We start from the raw sequence: 18,502 nt of genomic DNA, 5'->3' as shown, positions 1-18,502 counted from the left end.
ATGACCGAGCCGCGCACCGCGGCGCCCGCTCAGGGCGCGCATATCGACCGGGCGGATGCTGCCGGCACCGCCCTCGGCCCGAGCTTCGACCTGGCGGCGCCGCCGGCCGCCCCCGCCCCGGCGCCGGCACCGGCGGTTCGCCTCGAGGGCGTGGGCAAGCGGTTCGGCCAGGGCCCGCTCGTGCTCGACGGGGTGACCCTCGACGTCGCCCCCGGCGAGTTCGTGTGCCTCATCGGAGCCTCGGGGTGCGGCAAGTCGACGATCCTGGGCCTCATCGCCGGGCTCGACAGACCCACCGCCGGCACGATCTCGACCCCGGGCGAGGGCTCGGCCCTCATGTTCCAGGAGTCGGCGCTCATGCCGTGGCTCACCGCCTCGCGCAACGTCGAGCTCGCACTGCGCCTGCGCGGCGTCGGGCGCGCAGAGCGGCGGGCGCGCGCGATCGAACTGCTCGATGTCGTGAACCTCGCCGACGCCGCCGACAAGCGCCCGCACGAGCTGTCGGGAGGCATGCGTCAGCGCGTGGCACTGGCCCGCGCACTCGCGCAGGACCGCCCCGTGCTGCTCATGGACGAGCCCTTCGCCGCCCTCGACGCCATCACCCGCGATCTGCTGCACGAAGAGCTCGAGCGCGTGTGGCGGGCCACGGGCCGCACCGTCGTGTTCGTCACGCACAACGTGCGCGAGGCCGTGCGCCTGGGCCAGCGCGTCGTGCTGCTCTCGAGCCGCCCCGGCCGCGTCGCCGGCGAATGGCGCGTCAAGCAGACCAGCGGCCGCCGCATCGAGTCTCCCGAGGTCTCGGCCCTGTCGGTCGAGATCACCGAGCACCTCCGAAGGGAGATCCGCCGCAATGCCGCGTGACACCCTCATCCCCGACACCGCCGCTCCGGCGGCAGCCGACACCGCCGCCGTGCCCGACGCCGACACCGCGACCGAGCTGCGCACTCTGTCGGCGGGCCTCGACCGCCTGCAGACCGATGCGGATGCCGCACCCTCGCGGCTGCGTCAGGTGGCGGCATCCGTGCTCCCTCCCGTGATCCTGCTGGTCGTGCTGGTGGTGATCTGGCAGCTCTACGTCGTCATCTTCTCGCCGCGCCCAGACATCACGCCGGGCCCCGTGGACGTGTGGAACGCCCTGGGCTCCTCGTGGGAGAGCGGCCGGCTGCAGCTGGCCGTGATGACGAGCCTCGAGCGCGGGATCTCGGGCTTTCTCATCGCGATCGTCGTCGGCACGCCGCTCGGCCTGCTGCTGGCCGAGGTGCGGCCGCTGCGCCGCGCGGCCGGCCCCCTCATCTCGGGCCTGCAGGTGCTGCCCTCTGTCGCGTGGGTGCCTGCCGCGATCCTGTGGTTCGGTCTGTCCGACGCGACGGTGTACTTCGTGATCCTCATGGGGGCGATCCCCTCGATCGTCAACGGCCTGATCGCCGGGGTCGACCAGGTGCCGCCGCAGCTGCGACGGGTGGGAACGGTGCTCGGGGCAGGCGGCATCCGCCAGGCGACGCTCATCGTGCTGCCGGCGGCCCTCCCCGGCTACCTCGCGGGTCTCAAGCAGGGCTGGGCGTTCTCGTGGCGCTCGCTGATGGCGGCCGAGATCATCGCGACGGGCGGGTCGATCGGCTTCGGCCTGGGCGCGATGCTCGACCAGAGCCGCACCCTCGCCGACATCGCCGGCGTGCTGGCGACGATCCTGCTGATCCTCGCGATCGGCGTGCTGATCGAGCTCGTCATCTTCGGCCCCCTCGAGCGGCGACTGCTGCGCCGCCGTGGGCTTCTGCAGGGAGGCGTCAAGTGACCGCCGCGAACACATCCATCGGACACGTCACCCTCGTCGGAGCCGGCCCCGGCGACGCGGGGCTGCTGACCCTCCGGGGCCTGCGCGCCCTCGAGGCGGCCGACGTCATCGTCGCCGACCGGCTCGGCGCACGCGCCGTGCTCGACGGCCTCGAAGCCGACGGGGTGCACCTGCGCGCCGAGGTCGTCGACGTCGGCAAGCAGCCCGGCCACCACGCCGTGCCGCAGGACGCCATCAACGCGCTGCTGGTCGAACTCGCCCGGCAGGGCAGGCGCGTCGTGCGCCTCAAGGGCGGGGATCCGTATGTCTTCGGCCGCGGGCTCGAAGAGCTGGCCCACTGCCGCGCCGAGGGCATCGACGTCGAGGTCGTCAGCGGGGTGACCAGCGCCATCTCGGTGCCGGCGATCGCCGGCATCCCGCTCACCCACCGCGGCATCGCAACGGCGTTCACCGTCGTCACGGCGCACGACCAGATCGGCGACATCGGGGGCGGGCGCGACCACACCGTCGTGCTGCTGATGGGCGTGGGCACCCTCGCCCACGCGGCGATCACCCTCGCCCGCGGCGACCGCGGCGCCGACTGCCCCGTCGCGATCGTCGAAGACGGCTTCGGCGAGCGGCAGCGCGTCACCGTCGGCACGCTCGCCACCATCACGCACCAGGCCGCCGCGCGCCAGGTGCGCAACCCGGCCGTCATCGTCGTCGGAGACGTCGTGACCCTCAGCCCCTACGCCCCCGAGACCCTCGTCTCGACCGCACGAAAGGCCGCATCACTGTGACCACCCCCTCTCTGTCGTTCCGTCCGCTGCGCGTCGCGATCGTCGGCGCCGGGCCCGCCGGCGTCTATGCCGGCAACCTGCTCTCGGCCGCCGTCGCCGAGCGCGAGGGGCGCGTCGAGATCGACCTCATCGAGTCGCTGCCGTCGCCCTACGGGCTCATCCGCTACGGGGTCGCCCCCGACCACCCGCGCATCAAGGGCATCGTCACCTCCCTCCACGAGATGCTCGATGCGGCCAGCGCCGCCGACCCGGCGCGCCGCACCATCCGCTTCATCGGCAATGTAGAGGTGGGTCGCGACATCGCGGTCGACGAGCTGCGGGCCCGGTACGACGCCGTCATCTTCGCCACCGGCGCGATCCGCGACGCCGCGCTCGACATCCCCGGAATCGACCTCCCCGGCAGCCACGGTGCGGCCGACTTCGTCGCCTGGTACGACGGCCACCCCGACGTGCCTCGCACGTGGCCGCTCGAGGCCGAGCAGCTCGCGGTCATCGGCAACGGCAACGTCGCCCTCGACGTCGCCCGAGTGCTCGCGAAGCATCCGGAGGACCTCCGCTCGACCGAGGTGCCCGACAACGTGCTGGCGGGCCTGGAGGCCTCGCCCGTCACCGACGTGCACGTCTTCGGCCGCCGCGGGCCCGAGTCGATCAAGTTCACCCCGATCGAGCTGCGCGAGCTCGGCGAGGTGCCCGACGTCGACATCGTGCTCGCCGACGAGGACTTCGCCCACCTCGAGGGCTTCGTGCCGGGCAACAACCAGCTCAAGGTCATGCTGCGCACGTTCGACCAGTGGCGAACCCGCGGCACCACGGGGGCGAGCCGCCGCCTGCACCTGCACTTCTTCCACCGCCCGGTCGAGGTGCTCGGCGACGACCGTGTCTACGGACTGCGCTTCGAACGCACCGCGCCCGGGGCCGATGGCACCGTCGAGGGCACCGGAGAGCTCCGCGACTACGAGGTGCAGGCCGTCTACCGCGCCGTCGGCTACTTCGGCTCGCCCGTGCTCGACGTGCCCTTCGACGCCGACCGCGGCGTGATCTCGAACGTCGAGGGCCGCGTCGTCGATGCCGAGGGCGCACCGGTGGCAGGGCTCTACGCCACCGGCTGGATCAAGCGCGGCCCCGTCGGGCTCATCGGGCATACCAAGTCCGACGCGATGGAGACGATCGCGCACCTGGTCGCCGACGCCGAGCGCGGCATCCTCTCGGCGCCCGACGAGACGCGCGACCTGTTCGAGCTGCTCGACGAGCGCGAGATCGCCTACACGACGTGGGACGGCTGGCGCGCCCTCGACGCCCATGAGCGCACGCTCGGCGAGACGCACCTGCACGCGCGCGAGCGCGTGAAGGTCGTGCCTCGCGACGAGCAGGTCGACATCTCGCGTGCCGGCAGCCTCACCCGCTCATGAGCGGGGGTTCAGGCGTCGGATCGGAGGGCGACCAGGGGCCTCACGGGCCGCAGGGGGCAGCATCCGTCCCACCCGTCCGACAGCTGCGTCACACCGAGGTCGAGCCCGACGGCGACCACGACGGCGAGCGGATGCGGGACGCCCTCGTGATCGGCGGGGGCCCGGCCGGTCTGTCGGCAGCCCTCAACCTCGGTCGCGCCCGGGCGACGGTCGCCGTGATCGACGCCGACCGCCCTCGGAACGCCGCGACGCTCAACTCCCACGGCTTCCTCACGCGCGACGGCATCCCGCCGCACGAGCTGCGGGCGCTGGCCCGAGAAGAGCTCGCCGCCTACCCGCAGGTCGAGCTGCACCGCCGCACGCAGGTCGCGCGGCTCGAGCGCGACGGCGAGGGGTTCACCGCGACCCTCGCCGGCCGCGGAGCCCCCGCGACGCTGCGCGCCCGCGCCGTGCTCGTGGCGACCGGGCTGCGCGAGACGCTGCCCGACGTGCCGAACATCCGCGGGTTCTACGGCATGAGCCTGTTCAGCTGCGCCGCGTGCGACGCGTGGGAGCTGCAGGACCGCCCGCTCGCCCTCATCGGCGAGACCAGCGACCTCGCCGCCCGCGCCCGGCTCATCGCCCGATGGACCCACACCCTCACCGTCTTCACGAACGGCGCGGATGCCGTCACCACCGTCGAAGAGGCGGAGCTGGCAGCATCCGGCATCCGCGTCGAGCGCGCCCCCATCGCGGGGCTCGTGGGCGACCGCGGCGCCCTGGAGGCGGTCGCACTCGCCGACGGCACGCGCGTCGAGGTGACCGGCGGCTTCGTGCGGCCGGTGTGGACGCCGGCGCTCGAGTTCCTCGACGGCCTCGACGTCGAGCGCGACGCCGAGGGGCACCTCGTGGTCGACCGGTCGGGCCGCACGTCGGTGCCGGGGCTCTACGGTGCGGGGGATGCGGCGAGCCCCGGCCCGCAGCAGCTCATCGTCGCGGCGGGCCAGGGGGCGCGAGCCGCCGCCGTGCTCGTGCACGACGGCCTCGGAGTCGTGACCGCGCACTGACCACCTGCCCGGTGGGGCAGGATGGGGGCGTGGGGGAGCACGACGACGAGCTGAGCGCACTGCGCGAGCGGGCCTATGGGCCGAGCGCCGACATCCACGCCGATCCGGCGGCGATGGCGCGGCTGGCCTCGCTCGAGGCGTCGCTGCGCGCCGACGCGGTGGCCGACGCGGCGGCGGATGCCACCGGCCAGGCACAGCCCGACGACTCAGCCGATTCGCCCGACGTGACCTCCAGCCCCGCGGATCGCCGACTCGATCAGCAGACCGTCGGCGCCACGGCCGCCGACGCCGCGGCACCCGACAGCGGGGCGCCCGCCCTCGCCGCCGAACCCGACACCTCTCCCCGCCGCCCTCGGCGAGCGCTCGTCTGGGCCGCATCGATCGTCGTCGCAGCCCTCGTCGGAGCGGGCGCGACGCTCGGCGTGCAGTCGTTGATGTCGGGCCGGGTCGCCGTGCTGGGGGTCGAAGAGGGCGCCGAGTGGCCGACCGAGTATTTCGGCTCGGCCACCGACGACTCGCGCGTGTTCACCGAGTTCCACGGACTCTCGGTGGCGGCAGTCGATCAGCCGGGCATCGAGGGTGTCACGGTCTGTCTCTACGTGCTCGATGAGCGCGGCGTCGACAGCCAGATGATGACGGCCGGGTGCGCAGCCGGGTCGTTCCCGGCCTCCGCCTCGCTCGTGGTCACCGGGGATTCTCCCGACGAGCTGACCGAGGCCTTCGAGGCGGGAACGGCCCTGCTGTTCGTGCTCGAGGGCGACCGGGTCGAGGTCTTCGCGTCGGCGCCCGCGCCGATCGAGACGGTCTGAGCCGCCGGCATCCGTCAGGCCCCGCGCGATCCGGCTTCGCTCGACCCCACATCGGTGCGGTGGAAGTTCTGGAACGAGCGCGATGCCGTCGGCCCCCGCTGCCCCTGATAGCGGTTGCCGTAGGGGCCCGAGCCATAGGGGTTCTCGGCCGCCGAACTCAGCCGGAAGAAGCAGAACTGCCCGATCTTCATGCCGGGCCACAGCTTGATCGGCAGGGTCGCGACGTTGGCGAGCTCGAGGGTGACGTGCCCCGAGAAGCCGGGGTCGATGAACCCGGCGGTCGAGTGCGTGATCAGGCCCAGGCGGCCGAGCGACGACTTGCCCTCGAGGCGCGCCGCCACATCGTCGGGCAGCGTGATCTGCTCGAACGTCGACCCGAGGGCGAACTCGCCCGGATGCAGGATGAACGGCTCGTCGGGAGCCACCTCGATGAGCCGCGTGAGCTCTGGCTGGTCTTCGGCCGGGTCGATGAAGGGGTACTTGTGGTTGTCGAACAGCCGGAAGTAGCGGTCGAGGCGCACGTCGACGCTCGATGGCTGCACCATCGCGGCATCCCACGGGTCGAGGCCGATGCGGCCCTCGGAGATCTCGGCTCGGATGTCGCGGTCGCTCAGCAGCACGGCATCAGCCTAGTCACCGCGCCCCGCCGTGCCGCGCGTCACACGAACCGGCCCCGGAGGTCGGTCTTGCGGATCTTTCCGCTCGCCGTGCGGGGCAGCTCGTCGACGAACTCGACGCGCGTCGGCACCTTGTACTTCGCGATGCGCGACGCGACGTGCGCGAGGATCTGCTCGGCCGCGATCTCGGCGCGCGTGACGGCGACCGCGATCGGCACCTCCCCCCACCGCTCGTGCGCGACCCCGATCACGGCGACCGACTCGATCTCGGGCAGCTCCATGATGATCTGCTCGACCTCGGCCGGGTAGATGTTCTCGCCGCCCGAGATGATGAGGTCCTTCAGGCGGTCGGTGATCGTGAGGTAGCCGTCGGCGTCGATCGAGCCGATGTCGCCCGAGCGGAACCACTCCCCCCGGTGCGCGTCGCGGGTCGCGTCGGGGCGCAGCCAGTACTCCGCCATGACGTTGGGACCGGCGATCTCGATCTCTCCGGCCTCGCCCGTGGCGAGCGGGGTGCCGTCGGCATCCACGATGCGCACGTCGGTGAAGAAGTGAGCGAGCCCCGACGAGCCGATGTGCTCCCGGGCCTTGCGGTAGGGAAGCGACGTGGCCCCCGGCGAGGTCTCGGTCATGCCGTAGCCGCTGGAGAAGTGCAGGCCTCGCTGCTCGTAGGCCTCGATCACCCGCAGCGGCACGCTCGAGCCGCCGCACGTGAGCTTGCGGATCGATGAGAGGTCGGTGCCCGCCCAATCTGGGTGCTCGGCGAGCAGCTGGAAGGTCGTCGGCACGCCCGACAGACTCGTGATGCCGTGCCGCTCGATCGCCGCGAGCACCGCGGCGGGGTCGACCTTCTGCTGCAGCACGAGGGTGCCGCCCTTGAGCAGCGTTGGCAGCGCGCCCATGCCGAGCGAGGCCACGTGGAACATCGGCGCGATCATGAGGGCGCGCTCGTCGCTGGTGACGTCGTAGTCGACGAGCACGTTCAGCGCCTGCCAGGTGAGGTTGCCGTGCGTGAGCACGGCGCCCTTGGGTCTGCCGGTCGTGCCGGAGGTGTAGAGGATCATCGCCGGGTCGTCGAGCGTCACGGCGACCTCGGGAAGATCGGCGGATGCTGCCGCCAGCACCTCGTCGAACGCCTCCACGGCCGGCACCTCGGCCGGCCCGTCGACGACGATCCGCCCGGTGACGCCGCTCGACCACGCGGCGGCCCGCGCGAGCTCGCGCACCTCTTCGTGGAGGATCAGCACCCGCGCACCCGAGTCCTCGAGCATGTACTCGAGCTCGCGGGGGGCCAGGCGCGTGTTCAGCGGCACGAAGATCGCCCCGACGGCGCCGCAGGCGAACAGCGTCGTGAGGAAGTCGGGGTGGTTGTTGCCGAGATAGGCGACCCGGTCGCCGGTGACCACTCCGCGCTCGACGAGCGCGCTCGCGAGCCGGGCGACCCGGTCGGCGAGCTGCTCGTAGCGCAGCTCGGTGTCGCCGTGCACGATCGCGACGTCGCCGTGCGACTTGACGCGGCGGCGGTCGATCCATGTGCCGATGCCCTGGTTGAGCATGTCGTCCTCTCCTTCGAGGGTGGTGCTGTCGTTTCGTCTCGCTTCGCTCGCTCAACGCCCGGTGTGCAGGCTCCGGGCGCCCCGCGAAGAGCGCAGCGACGAGACGAAACGTCGCGACAGCGGGTCAGGCGTAGAAGCGGTAGATCCCCCGCGCGACGACGGCGGGCTTGGTGCCGCCCTCGATCTCGATGGTCTGGTCGACGGCGAACTGGTAGCCGCCCGGCACCTCGGCGACCTCGGCGATGACGGCGTTCATGCGCACGCGCGAGCCGACCTTCACCGGCGAGATGAACCGCACCTTGTCGAGGCCGTAGTTGACCTTGGTGGTCACGCCCTCGACCTCCAGCAGCTCGGTCCAGAACTTGGTGGCCAGCGACAGCGTGAGGAAGCCGTGTGCGATCGGCCCGCCGAAGGGGCTCTCGGCGGCCGCGCGCTCGGGGTCGGTGTGGATCCACTGCTGGTCGTCGACCGCGTCGGCGAAGCCGTTGACGCGCTCCTGGGTGATCTCCAGCCAGTCCGACCAGCCGAGGTCGGCGCCCTGGAGGCCGGGGATGTCTGCGTACTGCACGGTGGTGGTCATTGTGTTCCTTTCAGGTGAACGCCGACACACCCGTGAGGGCGCGCCCGACGATGAGGGAGGTGATCTCGTGGGTGCCTTCGTACGAGTAGACGGCCTCGGCATCCGCGAAGAAGCGCGCGACGTCGTGCTCGAGCACGATGCCGTTGCCCCCGCACACCTCGCGAGCCAGGGCGACGGTCTCGCGCGCGAGCAGCGCGGTCTGCATCTTGGCCAGCGCCGAGTTCTCGTCGGCGTACTCGCCGGCGTCCTGCCGCGCCGACAGCTGCACGACGGTGCCGAGCGATGAGGTGAGGTTCGCCAGCATCCGCGCCAGCTTCTCCTGCACGAGCTGGAAGCCGGCGATCGGCCTGCCGAACTGCTCGCGCGCCGCGACGTAGCGCAGGGCCGCGTCGAGCGCGCCGGCCTGCAGGCCCGTCGCGATCCAGGCGACGTCGGAGCGCGTGACGCGCAGGATCCGCGCGACGTCGCGCCACGACTCCACCCGCTGCAGCCGCGCCGACGCGGGCACCCGCACCCCCTCGAGGGCGATCTCGGCGTTCTGCATGGGACGCAGCGACACCTTGCCCTCGATCGGGCGCAGGCTCACGCCGGGGGCCTGGCGCGGAACGAGAAAGGCCTTCACCTGCCCGTCGGCGATGTCGCGGGCGAACACCGCGAGCACATCGGCGGTCGCCGCTCCCCCGATCCAGCGCTTGGCGCCGTCGATGATCCACTCGTCGCCGTCGCGGCGCGCCCTGGTGACCAGGCCCCCCGCGATGTCGGAGCCGTGCTCCGGCTCGGTGAGGGCGAACACGCCGGTCAGCGCGAACGAGCGCACTCTCGGATCGAGGTCGGCGACCTGCCGCGCCGAGCCGCCGTGGCGCACGGTGGCGCGGAACAGGCCCGACTGCGCGTTGTAGAGGGTCGCCACCGACACGTCGGTGCGCGCCAGCACGTAGTTACGCAAGCCCGTGAACATGCTCGAGTCGGCCTCGGCCGCCTCGACTCCGTCTGGGCGCATCAGGTGCAGCGGCACGAGCGTCTCGAGCACCGCCGCGGGCATCGTCGCCGTCTCCCAGGCGTCGGCCATGAGCGGGCGGATGCTGCCCTCCAGCGTCGCACGCAGCTGCGCGAGCGCCGCTCGGGCCGGCGCGCTCAGGTGCGTGTCGGCGAACCCGTAGGGGTCGAGGCCGATCGCCGATTCGGGGAGGGCCATCTCAGCCGGCCAGCCCCAGCAGGCGCGCCGCGTTGTCTTTGACGATGCCGGGCAGCACCTCGGGCTTGAACAGCTGTGCCGCCTCGGCGTCGCGCTGCCAGCGGTCGGGGGTGAGCAGCGGAAAGTCCGAGCCGAACAGCACGCGGGTCTTGAGGTACGAGTTCGCGGCGCGCACGAGCTGCTCGGGGAAGTACTTCGGGCTCCACCCCGATAGGTCGATCCACGTGTTGTGCTTGTGAGTCGCGACGCTGATCGCCTCGTCCTGCCAGGGCACCGAGGGGTGGGCCATGATGATCTGCAGCTCGGGGAAGTCGGCCGCGACGCCGTCGAGCAGCATCGGGTTCGACAGGGCGAGCCTGAATCCCCGACCGCCGGGCATGCCCGCGCCGATGCCGGTCTGACCGGTGTGGAAGAGCGCGACGGTTCCGGCCTCCTGCATCGCCGCGTAGAGCGGGTACCAGCGCTCGTCGCTCGGGTCGAACGCCTGGATCGTGGGGTGGAACTTGAACCCGCGCACGCCGTGGTCCTCTGCCAGGCGCCGGATGCGCTCGAGAGCGTCCGGGCGGTGCGGGTCGACCGAGCCGAACGGGATGAGCACGTCGTTGTTGCGCGCGGCGCCCTCGGCGATGTCGATGCTCGAGATCGGCGGATGCTGCAGCCGCGTCTCGGCGTCGACCGAGAAGACCACGGCGGCCATCTGCCGCTCGCGGTAGTACGCCGCGACCGAGTCGAGGTCGGGCCGGGCCGCATCGGCGGCGAAGTACTTCGAGGCCGCGGCGGTCAGATCGTCGGGCATCGAGGCGTGGCCGTGGCCGTCGATCTCGATGTGCACGTGCACGTCGATCGCGGTGATCGCGTCGAGGTCGATCGCGGATTCGTAGCGGGTCATCGGGTTGCTGCGTTTCGTCTCGGTCGCTGCGCTCCCTCGCTCAACGCCCGGTGGTGCCGCCCCGGGCGTTGAGCGAGCGCAGCGAGACGAGACGCGCTCATCGCTGCAGCTCCTCCGGCAGCGCCGGGAACCGCTCGCCCACCGACTGCGCGACGAACACGTCGCCGAACTCGGCCTCCAGCGCCTCGACGCTCCAGCCGCCCTCGTGGTACGCCGTGACGACCGGCTCGGGGTGCGACCACACCTGCAGGCGGTCGCCGCCGATGCCGATGGCCTGACCGGTGACAGAGGCGGCGGCATCCGATGCCAGGTAGGCGATGAGGCCCGCGACATCGTCGGAGGTGCCGAAGCCGAGGTCGTGGCGGAAGAACGGCGGCATGGGCTCGCCCGCCGCGTCGGCCTCTACGGCCGCGGCGAAGTAGGGCACGGTCGCGGTCATGGCGGTCGCGGCGACCGGGATCACGGCGTTGACGGTGATGCCCGCGCGCTTCAGCTCGAGCGCCCACGTGCGCACCATGCCGACGATGCCGGCCTTGGCGGCCGCGTAGTTGGTCTGGCCGAAGTTGCCGCGCTGGCCGGTCGGCGAGCCGATCGCGATGATGCGACCGGGGATCTCGTTGTCCTTCATGTAGGTGGCCGCCGCGCGCACGCACGTGAAGGTGCCGCGCAGGTGCACGCCGATGACGGTGTCGAAGTCGTCGTCGCTCATCTTCCACAGCACGGTGTCGCGCAGCACGCCGGCGTTGGTCACGAGGATGTCGAGGCGCCCGAACGTGTCGACGGCGGTCTGCACGAGCTGTGTCGCCGTCTCGGTCGGGCCGACCGGGGCGACCACGGCGGTCGCCTTCCCGCCCAGCGCCTCGATGCTCGCGACGGCCTCCGCCGCGGTCGCGGCGTCGACGTCGTTGACGACGACGGCTGCGCCCTGCTGGGCGAGCTCCTGCGCGTACGCGAGGCCGAGGCCCCGACCCGATCCGGTGACGATGGCGACTTTGCCCTCGAGTGACATGACTGCTCCTTCGTAGCTCTGCTGAGTGAAGCACATATTACTTGAAAAGGTCAATGATCTGATTCTTCATCTTTTTGCTAGGGTCGACCCATGGCGGACGACCCGGCGACCGATGCGCTCGACCAGAGCGCCCTGGTCGACGACCTGAGCTTTCTGCTCGCGCGTGCCAACGCGCTCTCGATCGCGGCCGGCAACGCCGCGCTGCGCGCGCACGGGCTCAAGGTGCGCTCGTACTCGGTGCTCGCCCTCGCCGGCGCCGCGCACGCGCCGACCCAGCGGGAGATCGCGGAATGCCTGCGACTCGACCCCAGTCAGGTCGTGGCGCTGGTCGACGAGCTGCAGCGCGCGGCACTCGTCGAGCGCGCGCCCGACCCCCGCGACCGCAGGGCCAACATCATCGTCGCGACGGCGACCGGCCGCGCACTGCTCGACCGCGCGCGGGTGGCCGTGGGCGATGCCGAGCGCGAGCTCCACGCGGGTCTGAGCGCACCCGAACGAGCGACCCTCGCCGAGCTGCTGCGCAAGGCCGCGACCGCCTGAGACCGGGCGACACGCTCAGCGATCGCGCCCGGTCTCCTCCAGGCGACGCCACGCGAGCTCGGCATGCACGGTCGCGACGAGGTCGAGCACCGAGTCGTCGAAGACCGCGCGATCGGAGTGCATCGGCCCACTGCCCCCGTCGGGCTCTGCGCCGACGAACACGAGCGTCCCCGGAACCTCGTCGAGGACGTAGGCGAAGTCCTCCGACGCCATCGAGGGCGCGGGGAGCATCGTCACGCGGTCGTCGCCGACCAGCGCGCTCAGCACCTCCCGCACGAACCGCGTCTCTGCCGGATCGTTGTAGGTCACCGGGTACGACTCGACGAACTCCGTCTCGAGCACGCACCCGTGAGCCTCGGCGATCCCCCGCAGCAGCGCAGGCAGATTCGCCTTCACGGCCTCGAGGGTCTCTTTCGACAGCGTGCGGATGTTGGCCTCCATCGCCACCTCCGATGCCAGCACATTGCCCGCGGCCGAGTCGCTGCTCACTCGGGTGATCGAGATCACCGCCTGATCGGTCGCCGGCAGCCGGCGGGCCGCGAACGACTGCACGGCCAGAATGAGTTCGGCCGCAACCGGCACCGGGTCTGTCCCGAGATGCGGGAACGCCGCGTGGCCGCCGGCCGCGAGCAGCCGCATCCGCAGAGCGCTCGCGCTGGCCATCATCGCGCCCTCCCTGGTGACGACGCGTCCGCGCGGCGTCACGCAGTCGACGTGGATCGCGAAGGCGGCGACGGGCCGATCGCCCGCAGCATCGAGCACGCCCTCCTCGAGCATGGTCCGCCCGCCGGCGTAGCCCTCTTCGCCCGGTTGGAACATGAAGATCACGGTGCCGGGCAGTTCCGCTCGCCGCGCCGCGAGCAGCCGCACCGCGCCGACCAGCCCCGCCATATGCAGATCGTGCCCGCAGGCGTGCATCGCACCGTTCGTCGACGCGAACTCCAGTCCCGTCGCCTCGCGCACCGGCAGACCGTCCATGTCGGCCCGCAGCAGCACGGTCGGCCCCGGCCGCCCGCCGCGCAGCACGGCGGTCACCGACGACAGTGCCGAGCCGACCGCGACCTCCAGCCCGAGGCCGTCGAGCGCCCGCAGCAGGATGCGCTGCGTGGCCGGCAGGTCCAGGCCCACCTCGACCGCGCCGTGCAGCTCGCGGCGCACGGCGACCAGCTCGCCCAGCATCCGCTGCGCATCCGCGGCGAACGGGGTTCTCGCAGCGGCATCCGCTTCACGCTGTTCCATCGCTGCGGCACTCTTCCGTTCGTCTTGTGGGCCCGCTCGCCAGTGTGGAGATGATCCCGTGCTCCGACCATGGATGCAACGTCCATCGCGCACCCGATCTGATGTGCGGTCGTCCGCCGCGCCGGTCGCCGCGGCAGGGCCTCTCAGCGCTCGCCGACGGTCTGGGCGCTCAGCCCGGCGAGCAGCTGCGCGGCGTCGATCGTGAACCCGTAGCACTGGCGCGTGTTGTAGAGCGTGGCGTCGTGGCAGTAGGCGGGCGACGTGGTGCCGGACGCCTGGTCGACCAGGACGACGTCGTACCCCAGCGCCGCCGCGTCGATCAGCGACGCGAAGACGCACTGGTCGGAGTTGACCCCGGTGAACAGCAGCGTGTCGACGCGCAGATTGCGCAGGATCGAATCGAGCGGCGTATCCCAGAAGCCGCTGAGCCGATGCTTGTCGACCCAGATGTCACCGGGCTCGGCGTGAAGGCCGTCGACCAGCTGCGCGCCCCACGCACCGCGGGTCATCGCGCGCGAGTCGTGCGCGCCGGCGGCGCCGATGCCGCGGCCGTCGCCGAAGGGGTCCATGCTGTGCCGCACGCCCGCGGGGAGGTTCGCCTGGTCGAGGCGCGCTCCCCAGTTCACCCAGACGACCGGCACTCCGGCGGCGCGGGCAGCCGGCAGCAGCGGCTGCAGTGCGCTCACGACCCCCTCGCTGCCGCTGACGTCGATGCCCCAGCCGGCGAGCCACCCGTCGGGGGCGCAGAAGTCGTTCTGCATGTCGATCACGATCAGTGCGCTGCGCGCAAGGTCGATGGTCACCGGCGACGGCAGGCACTCCAGCCGCACCGCCCGCTCGGCCAGGGCGGGGCGCCGCAGATCGACGCCCTGCGCGCTCACCCGCCACCGGCTGCGCGCGGTCGCCGGCGTGCTGAGATCTTCTTCGAGGGTCATGTGCTCTCTCCTGGTGCGCGGATGCCGGCGCTCACGCCCCGGCGGGGATCACCGCTTCGATGACGAACGGCCCGCGGGTGCCGAGCGCCTCGGCGAACGCCGCGGCGAACTGGGCGACGGTGTCGGCGCGGACGGCCGGCACTCCCATCCCGCTCGCGAGGGCGACGAAGTCGAGGTCGGGTCGGCCGAGGTCCAGCGTCGAGCGCGCCTTCGGGCCGGCCGACCCGCCGCCGACGGCGGCGAGCTCCTCTTCCAGCACGGCGTACGACCGGTTGGCGAACACGACCGTGGTCACGTCGAGCCGCTCGCGCGCCTGCGTCCAGAGCGCCTGGATCGTGTACATCGCGCTGCCGTCGCCCTCCAGGCTCACCACTCGCCGGTCGGGGCACGCGACGGCCGCTCCGACGGCGAGGGGCAGCCCGTCGCCGATGGCGCCGCCGGTGAGGTGCAGCACGTCGTGCGGCGCCGCCGCGGCCAGGGCGTCCCAGCCCGGCGCGGCACTCGTGAGGGCCTCTTCGCTGACGATCGCCTGATCGGGCAGCAGTCGGGCGACGACGGCCATGGCGGCGGCCGCCGTGAGCGGACCGTCGTCGGGAGCGGGCGGCACCGAAGGGGCGACGACGAGCGGCGCGACCCCGGCTGCGCAGCGCGAGGCGACCTCGACGAGGGCTGCGGCGGTGTCTTCGTGCGGGTGGGCGAGCACGATCGTGGGCACGTCGGCGGCGAGCTCGCTGGCCTGCCCCGGGTAGGAGAAGAACGCGACGGGAGGCGGCGCGCCCACGAGGATGAGGGTGTCGAGCTGCCCCAGCAGCTCGATCGCCGGTGCGGCGCGGTACGGGATCTTCTCGACCGCCACGCGGCCGGCGCCGCGCTCCAGGCGCGGCGCGAAGGTGTCGCAGAACAGCCGCGCACCGGTGGCCGCGGCGATCCTCCCTGCCGCGCGCAGGCCCTCGCCGCGCAGGGCCTCGCCGCGCAGCAGCATGCCCGCCCGGCCGGAGCTCAGCGCCCGCAGGGCTGCGTCGATCGCGGCGTCCGAGACCGTGGAGGGCGCGGCCGCCGGCAGCGGCGCGGCGGGCCTGCCGCCCTCTTCCCACGCGACGTCGGCGGGCAGGATGAGGGTCGCGATCCGGCCGGGCGCAGACCGCGCCTCCTGCACGGCGCGCGCGGCCGCCGCACCGGCGTCGCCCGGGGCGGTGGGCTCGTCGATCCAGTGCGACACCGTCCGCGCGAACGCGGGCACGTCGGCGGTGAGCGGGGCGTCGAACTGCTGGTGTGCGGTCGCGTGGTTGCCCACGAGATTGACGACGGGCGACTGGGCCTTGCGCGCGTTGTGCAGATTCGCCAGGCCGTTGCCCAGCCCAGGACCCAGGTGCAGAAGCGTGGCCGCAGGCGTTCCGGTCATGCGCGCCCAGCCGTCGGCGGCTCCGGTCACGACACCCTCGAACAGTCCCAGCACCACCCGCATCCCCTCGACGCGGTCGATCGCGTCGACCAGGTGCATCTCGGAGGTGCCGGGGTTCGCGAAGCACACGTCCACGCCGCTGTCGCGGAGGGTGCGGACGACCGCCTCCGACCCGTTCATCGTGGGTTCGCTCACGCAGCCACCTTCTCGTCTTCGACCTCAGCAGTCTCCTCCTGCGGCGCCACCATCGAGTTCCAGCTCGCCCGCAGCAGGCGCTGCATCGAGCTGTCGAGGAGGATCGCCACGATCAGCGTCGCGCCGATGAGGATCGTCTGCAGAAACTGCGAGACGCCGAGGATGATGAGTCCGTTGCGCAGCACGCCGACGAACAGGAGGCCGGCGATGACGCCGCTGATGCGTCCGGACCCGCCCTCCATCGCCACTCCGCCCAGGAGCACGACGGTCAGCGCCTGGATCTCCATGCCGGTGCCCACCGTCGGCGGCGCGGACTGCAACTTGGCCGTCAGCAGCAGTCCGACGACGGATGCGGCGACGCCGGCGACGACGAACAGCACGAAGCGGGTCGAGCGCACCTTGACGCCCATGAGCCGCGCGGCGCGGGCGTTGCCGCCGATCGCGAGCACATTGCGGCCGAAGGGGCGGCGGTTGAGCACGAACCAGGCCGCGATCAGCACGACGATCAGCACAATCATCTGGATGTTGGCAGGCCCCAGTCTCCACAGTCCGACGGCGCGGAACGCCTCGCCGAGGCCCGTGACGGTGGCGCCGTTGGTCAGCAGGAGTGCGAGTCCGCCCCACACGCTCAGGAAGCCGAGGGTGACCACGAGCGGGTTCAGCCCGAGGAAGGCCACCAGGAACCCGTTGATGCTGCCGGTCACGACGCCGACCGCGATCGCGACGAGCAGCCCGAGCATGACGTTGCCGGTGCCGGCGATCGTGTAGGCCGAGAGCACCGCCCCCAGGCTCGCGACCGAGCCGATCGACAGATCGAGCGTCCCGGTCATCACGAGGAAGGCCATCGGGATCGCCACGATGCCGAGCTCGGCGATCTGCAGCAGCACGGTGCTGGCGTTGCCCGGCGTGAAGAAGCGGGGGTTGAGCACAGCGAAGACGGCGATCAGCACGAGCAGCGCGAACAGCGTGCCGTTCTGCGCCAGGACGAGGCGGACTCGGTTCATCATGCGGCACTTTCGTCGGGGGTGGATTCGAGAAGGATGCGCAGGAGGTTCGCCTCCATGCGCTCGTCGCGGTCGACGGCGACGGCGCCCGCGGGTGTGACGACATAGGCGCGATCGCACATCGATGCGATCTCGTCGCTCTCGCTCGAGGCGACGAGCACCGCCGTGCCCTCCGCGGCGATCCGGCGCAGCGCCCGGCGGATGTCGACCTTGGCGCCGACGTCCACCCCCTGCGTGGGCTGCGCGAGCAGCAGCAGATCGGGGCGCTGGGGGAGCGTCCAGCGGGCGAGCAGGTGCTTCTGGCGGTTGCCGCCGCTGAAGGCGGCGATCGCCGCATCCGCACCGGGGCCGAGGATGTTGTACGCGTCGCGGGCCTGCGCATACCCGGTCGCGACGGCGCGGCGCCCGAGGCCCTTCGCGCGTCCGCGCCACGGCAGATACACGTTGTCGACGGCGCTCATGCCCGCGACGAGGCCGTCGCGCTCGCGATCTGCCGGCACGTACTGCACGTTGCGCGCGATCGCGGCCGACGGCGAGCCGAACGAGATCGGGGCACCCGCCATCGTGGCCGTGAACGCGGGGGCATCCGCCGGCTGCAGCCCGAAGAGGCGCTCCAGGATGCCGAACTGCGGGCCTGCGGCGATGCCGTAGAGGCCGACGATCTCGCCGGCACGGCAGTCGAGGTCGACCTGCCCCGAGAGCACGAGCCCCGGCCCGGCGGCGGTGGAGTGCCACCCGGCGTCGAGGTCGACCTGGGGCGCCAGTGCGTGCGACAGGTCGCGTGCGGTCAGTTCGACGGCCGGGCGGTCCATGACCATGCGACCGCCCTGCAGCACCACGATCCGCCGGCACACATCGAGGATGTCGGGGAGGCGGTGCGACACGTAGACGATCGCCGTGCCGCGCGCGGCGAGCTCGCGGATGAGCCGGTGGAGCACGCGCGTCTCGTGCTCGCCGAGGGCGGCGGTCGGCTCGTCGAGCAGGAGCACCTTCAGGTCGCCGCGGAGCTGTGCTCGCGCGAGGTCGACGATCTGCCGACGCCCCAGGGGCAGCGTCCCTACGGGCACGTCGAGGTCGAGCCCACCGGCCCCGATCGCGTCGAGCACCTCCCGCGCCCGCGCGCGCCGCCGCCGGCGCGTGTCGGGCGTGCCGCTGGAGAGGAAGAGGTTGTCGAGCACCGAGAGGTTGGGAGCGAGCGCCGGCTCCTGGTGGATGACGGCGATGCCCCTGGCCGCCACCTGCCCCGGCGTGATCCGCTGCGGCAGCTCTTCGCCGTCGAGGCTCATGCGCCCGGCGCTTGCCGGCACGGCTCCGGTCGCGACATTGAGCAGGGTCGACTTGCCGGCGCCGTTGTGGCCGAGCAGGCCCAGGATCTCTCCTGGCTGCAGCGACAGATCGATGCCGTCGAGAGCGATCGTGGAACCGAAGCGCACGGACAGCCCGGCGAATCCGAGCCGTTCGGGTGCAGTCATGGCGGTCCTTTCGGGAGGGTGCCCGCCCGTCGCG

The 18,502-nt window shown here is 72.3% G+C and carries 18 protein-coding genes; 7 read left to right on the top strand and 11 right to left on the bottom strand.

All coding sequences use genetic code 11. The features are described from left to right. From OAW74_RS09420 to OAW74_RS09395, 6 genes are all read left to right on the top strand, one after another. Complete coding sequence (locus OAW74_RS09420; RefSeq protein ID WP_262874104.1) at positions 1–861, top strand: ABC transporter ATP-binding protein; 861 nt, start codon at positions 1–3, stop codon at positions 859–861. Continuing rightward, positions 851–1,792, top strand: a complete 942-nt coding sequence (locus OAW74_RS09415) for an ABC transporter permease (protein WP_262874103.1) — start codon at positions 851–853, stop codon at positions 1,790–1,792. The genes OAW74_RS09420 and OAW74_RS09415 overlap by 11 nt, the downstream gene beginning before the upstream one ends. Further along, positions 1,789–2,571 carry a uroporphyrinogen-III C-methyltransferase gene (cobA, locus tag OAW74_RS09410; protein WP_316250215.1) on the top strand — a complete coding sequence of 261 codons (783 nt, stop codon included), beginning with the start codon at positions 1,789–1,791 and terminating at the stop codon, positions 2,569–2,571. Before OAW74_RS09415 ends, cobA begins: the two co-directional genes overlap by 4 nt. Then, positions 2,568–3,980, top strand: coding sequence for an FAD-dependent oxidoreductase (locus OAW74_RS09405; protein WP_262874102.1), 1,413 nt, complete (start codon positions 2,568–2,570; stop codon positions 3,978–3,980). Before cobA ends, OAW74_RS09405 begins: the two co-directional genes overlap by 4 nt. A 131-nt stretch (positions 3,981–4,111) precedes the next feature. Further along, complete coding sequence (locus tag OAW74_RS09400) at positions 4,112–5,026, top strand: NAD(P)/FAD-dependent oxidoreductase (protein ID WP_262874461.1); 915 nt, start codon at positions 4,112–4,114, stop codon at positions 5,024–5,026. 29 nt (positions 5,027–5,055) lie between these two features. Further along, positions 5,056–5,835: a hypothetical protein gene (locus OAW74_RS09395; protein ID WP_262874101.1), complete on the top strand. Its 780-nt coding sequence runs from the start codon at positions 5,056–5,058 to the stop codon at positions 5,833–5,835. A 14-nt stretch (positions 5,836–5,849) separates the two neighbouring features. Here OAW74_RS09395 and dcd read toward each other — a convergent pair whose 3' ends face one another. The 6 genes from dcd to OAW74_RS09365 form a co-directional block, all read right to left on the bottom strand. After that, positions 5,850–6,455: a dCTP deaminase gene (gene dcd / locus OAW74_RS09390; RefSeq protein WP_262874100.1), complete on the bottom strand. Its 606-nt coding sequence runs from the start codon at positions 6,453–6,455 to the stop codon at positions 5,850–5,852. 38 nt (positions 6,456–6,493) lie between these two features. Beyond that, a complete protein-coding gene (locus tag OAW74_RS09385; RefSeq protein ID WP_262874099.1) occupies positions 6,494–8,008 on the bottom strand; it encodes an acyl-CoA synthetase in 1,515 nt (504 codons plus the stop codon). Between the two features lie 124 nt (positions 8,009–8,132). Next, entirely contained in the window at positions 8,133–8,588 is a 456-nt protein-coding gene (locus OAW74_RS09380) for a MaoC family dehydratase (RefSeq protein WP_262874098.1), read from the bottom strand. 10 nt (positions 8,589–8,598) lie between these two features. Beyond that, positions 8,599–9,783 carry an acyl-CoA dehydrogenase family protein gene (locus OAW74_RS09375; protein WP_262874097.1) on the bottom strand — a complete coding sequence of 395 codons (1,185 nt, stop codon included), beginning with the start codon at positions 9,781–9,783 and terminating at the stop codon, positions 8,599–8,601. A gap of 1 nt (position 9,784) precedes the next feature. Further along, complete coding sequence (locus OAW74_RS09370) at positions 9,785–10,672, bottom strand: amidohydrolase family protein (protein WP_262874096.1); 888 nt, start codon at positions 10,670–10,672, stop codon at positions 9,785–9,787. Between the two features lie 97 nt (positions 10,673–10,769). Beyond that, on the bottom strand, positions 10,770–11,681 hold the full coding sequence (locus tag OAW74_RS09365; RefSeq protein WP_262874095.1) for an SDR family NAD(P)-dependent oxidoreductase: 912 nt from the start codon (positions 11,679–11,681) through the stop codon (positions 10,770–10,772). Positions 11,682–11,771: 90 nt separating this feature from the next. Here OAW74_RS09365 and OAW74_RS09360 point away from each other — a divergent pair, with 90 nt between their 5' ends. Further along, a complete protein-coding gene (locus OAW74_RS09360; protein ID WP_262874094.1) occupies positions 11,772–12,221 on the top strand; it encodes a MarR family winged helix-turn-helix transcriptional regulator in 450 nt (149 codons plus the stop codon). 15 nt (positions 12,222–12,236) lie between these two features. Here the strand turns inward: OAW74_RS09360 and OAW74_RS09355 are convergent, their stop codons facing one another. The 5 genes from OAW74_RS09355 to OAW74_RS09335 all read right to left on the bottom strand — a co-directional run bounded on the left by OAW74_RS09355 (position 12,237) and on the right by OAW74_RS09335 (position 18,468). Continuing rightward, complete coding sequence (locus OAW74_RS09355; protein WP_262874093.1) at positions 12,237–13,460, bottom strand: M20 metallopeptidase family protein; 1,224 nt, start codon at positions 13,458–13,460, stop codon at positions 12,237–12,239. A 143-nt stretch (positions 13,461–13,603) separates the two neighbouring features. After that, entirely contained in the window at positions 13,604–14,395 is a 792-nt protein-coding gene (locus tag OAW74_RS09350) for a cysteine hydrolase family protein (protein ID WP_262874092.1), read from the bottom strand. Between the two features lie 31 nt (positions 14,396–14,426). Further along, positions 14,427–15,992 carry an acetolactate synthase large subunit gene (locus OAW74_RS09345; protein WP_262874091.1) on the bottom strand — a complete coding sequence of 522 codons (1,566 nt, stop codon included), beginning with the start codon at positions 15,990–15,992 and terminating at the stop codon, positions 14,427–14,429. Beyond that, positions 15,989–16,999 (bottom strand): ABC transporter permease, encoded by a 1,011-nt coding sequence (locus tag OAW74_RS09340; protein WP_262874090.1) that lies wholly within the window; start codon positions 16,997–16,999, stop codon positions 15,989–15,991. Before OAW74_RS09340 ends, OAW74_RS09345 begins: the two co-directional genes overlap by 4 nt. Then, positions 16,996–18,468 carry an ATP-binding cassette domain-containing protein gene (locus OAW74_RS09335; protein WP_262874089.1) on the bottom strand — a complete coding sequence of 491 codons (1,473 nt, stop codon included), beginning with the start codon at positions 18,466–18,468 and terminating at the stop codon, positions 16,996–16,998. Before OAW74_RS09335 ends, OAW74_RS09340 begins: the two co-directional genes overlap by 4 nt. Positions 18,469–18,502 lie beyond the last annotated feature (34 nt).

The sequence above is a fragment of the Microbacterium fluvii genome (assembly GCF_025515205.1).
In the GTDB taxonomy this organism is placed as follows: domain Bacteria; phylum Actinomycetota; class Actinomycetes; order Actinomycetales; family Microbacteriaceae; genus Microbacterium; species Microbacterium fluvii.
The sequence above is the reverse complement of the archived record's forward strand: the minus strand, read 5'-3'. Positions and strand labels throughout refer to the sequence as shown.

Bases quoted from the DNA above. Each gene is read 5' to 3' on its own strand.
- OAW74_RS09360 (WP_262874094.1), top strand. From the start codon at position 11,772: ATGGCGGACGACCCGGCGACCGATGCGCTCGACCAGAGCGCCCTGGTC.
- OAW74_RS09370 (WP_262874096.1), bottom strand. From the start codon at position 10,672: ATGACCCGCTACGAATCCGCGATCGACCTCGACGCGATCACCGCGATC.
- OAW74_RS09385 (WP_262874099.1), bottom strand. From the start codon at position 8,008: ATGCTCAACCAGGGCATCGGCACATGGATCGACCGCCGCCGCGTCAAG.
- OAW74_RS09380 (WP_262874098.1), bottom strand. From the start codon at position 8,588: ATGACCACCACCGTGCAGTACGCAGACATCCCCGGCCTCCAGGGCGCC.
- OAW74_RS09355 (WP_262874093.1), bottom strand. From the start codon at position 13,460: ATGGAACAGCGTGAAGCGGATGCCGCTGCGAGAACCCCGTTCGCCGCG.
- OAW74_RS09340 (WP_262874090.1), bottom strand. From the start codon at position 16,999: ATGATGAACCGAGTCCGCCTCGTCCTGGCGCAGAACGGCACGCTGTTC.
- OAW74_RS09420 (WP_262874104.1), top strand. From the start codon at position 1: ATGACCGAGCCGCGCACCGCGGCGCCCGCTCAGGGCGCGCATATCGAC.
- OAW74_RS09365 (WP_262874095.1), bottom strand. From the start codon at position 11,681: ATGTCACTCGAGGGCAAAGTCGCCATCGTCACCGGATCGGGTCGGGGC.
- OAW74_RS09335 (WP_262874089.1), bottom strand. From the start codon at position 18,468: ATGACTGCACCCGAACGGCTCGGATTCGCCGGGCTGTCCGTGCGCTTC.
- OAW74_RS09415 (WP_262874103.1), top strand. From the start codon at position 851: ATGCCGCGTGACACCCTCATCCCCGACACCGCCGCTCCGGCGGCAGCC.
- OAW74_RS09350 (WP_262874092.1), bottom strand. From the start codon at position 14,395: ATGACCCTCGAAGAAGATCTCAGCACGCCGGCGACCGCGCGCAGCCGG.
- OAW74_RS09400 (WP_262874461.1), top strand. From the start codon at position 4,112: ATGCGGGACGCCCTCGTGATCGGCGGGGGCCCGGCCGGTCTGTCGGCA.
- OAW74_RS09375 (WP_262874097.1), bottom strand. From the start codon at position 9,783: ATGGCCCTCCCCGAATCGGCGATCGGCCTCGACCCCTACGGGTTCGCC.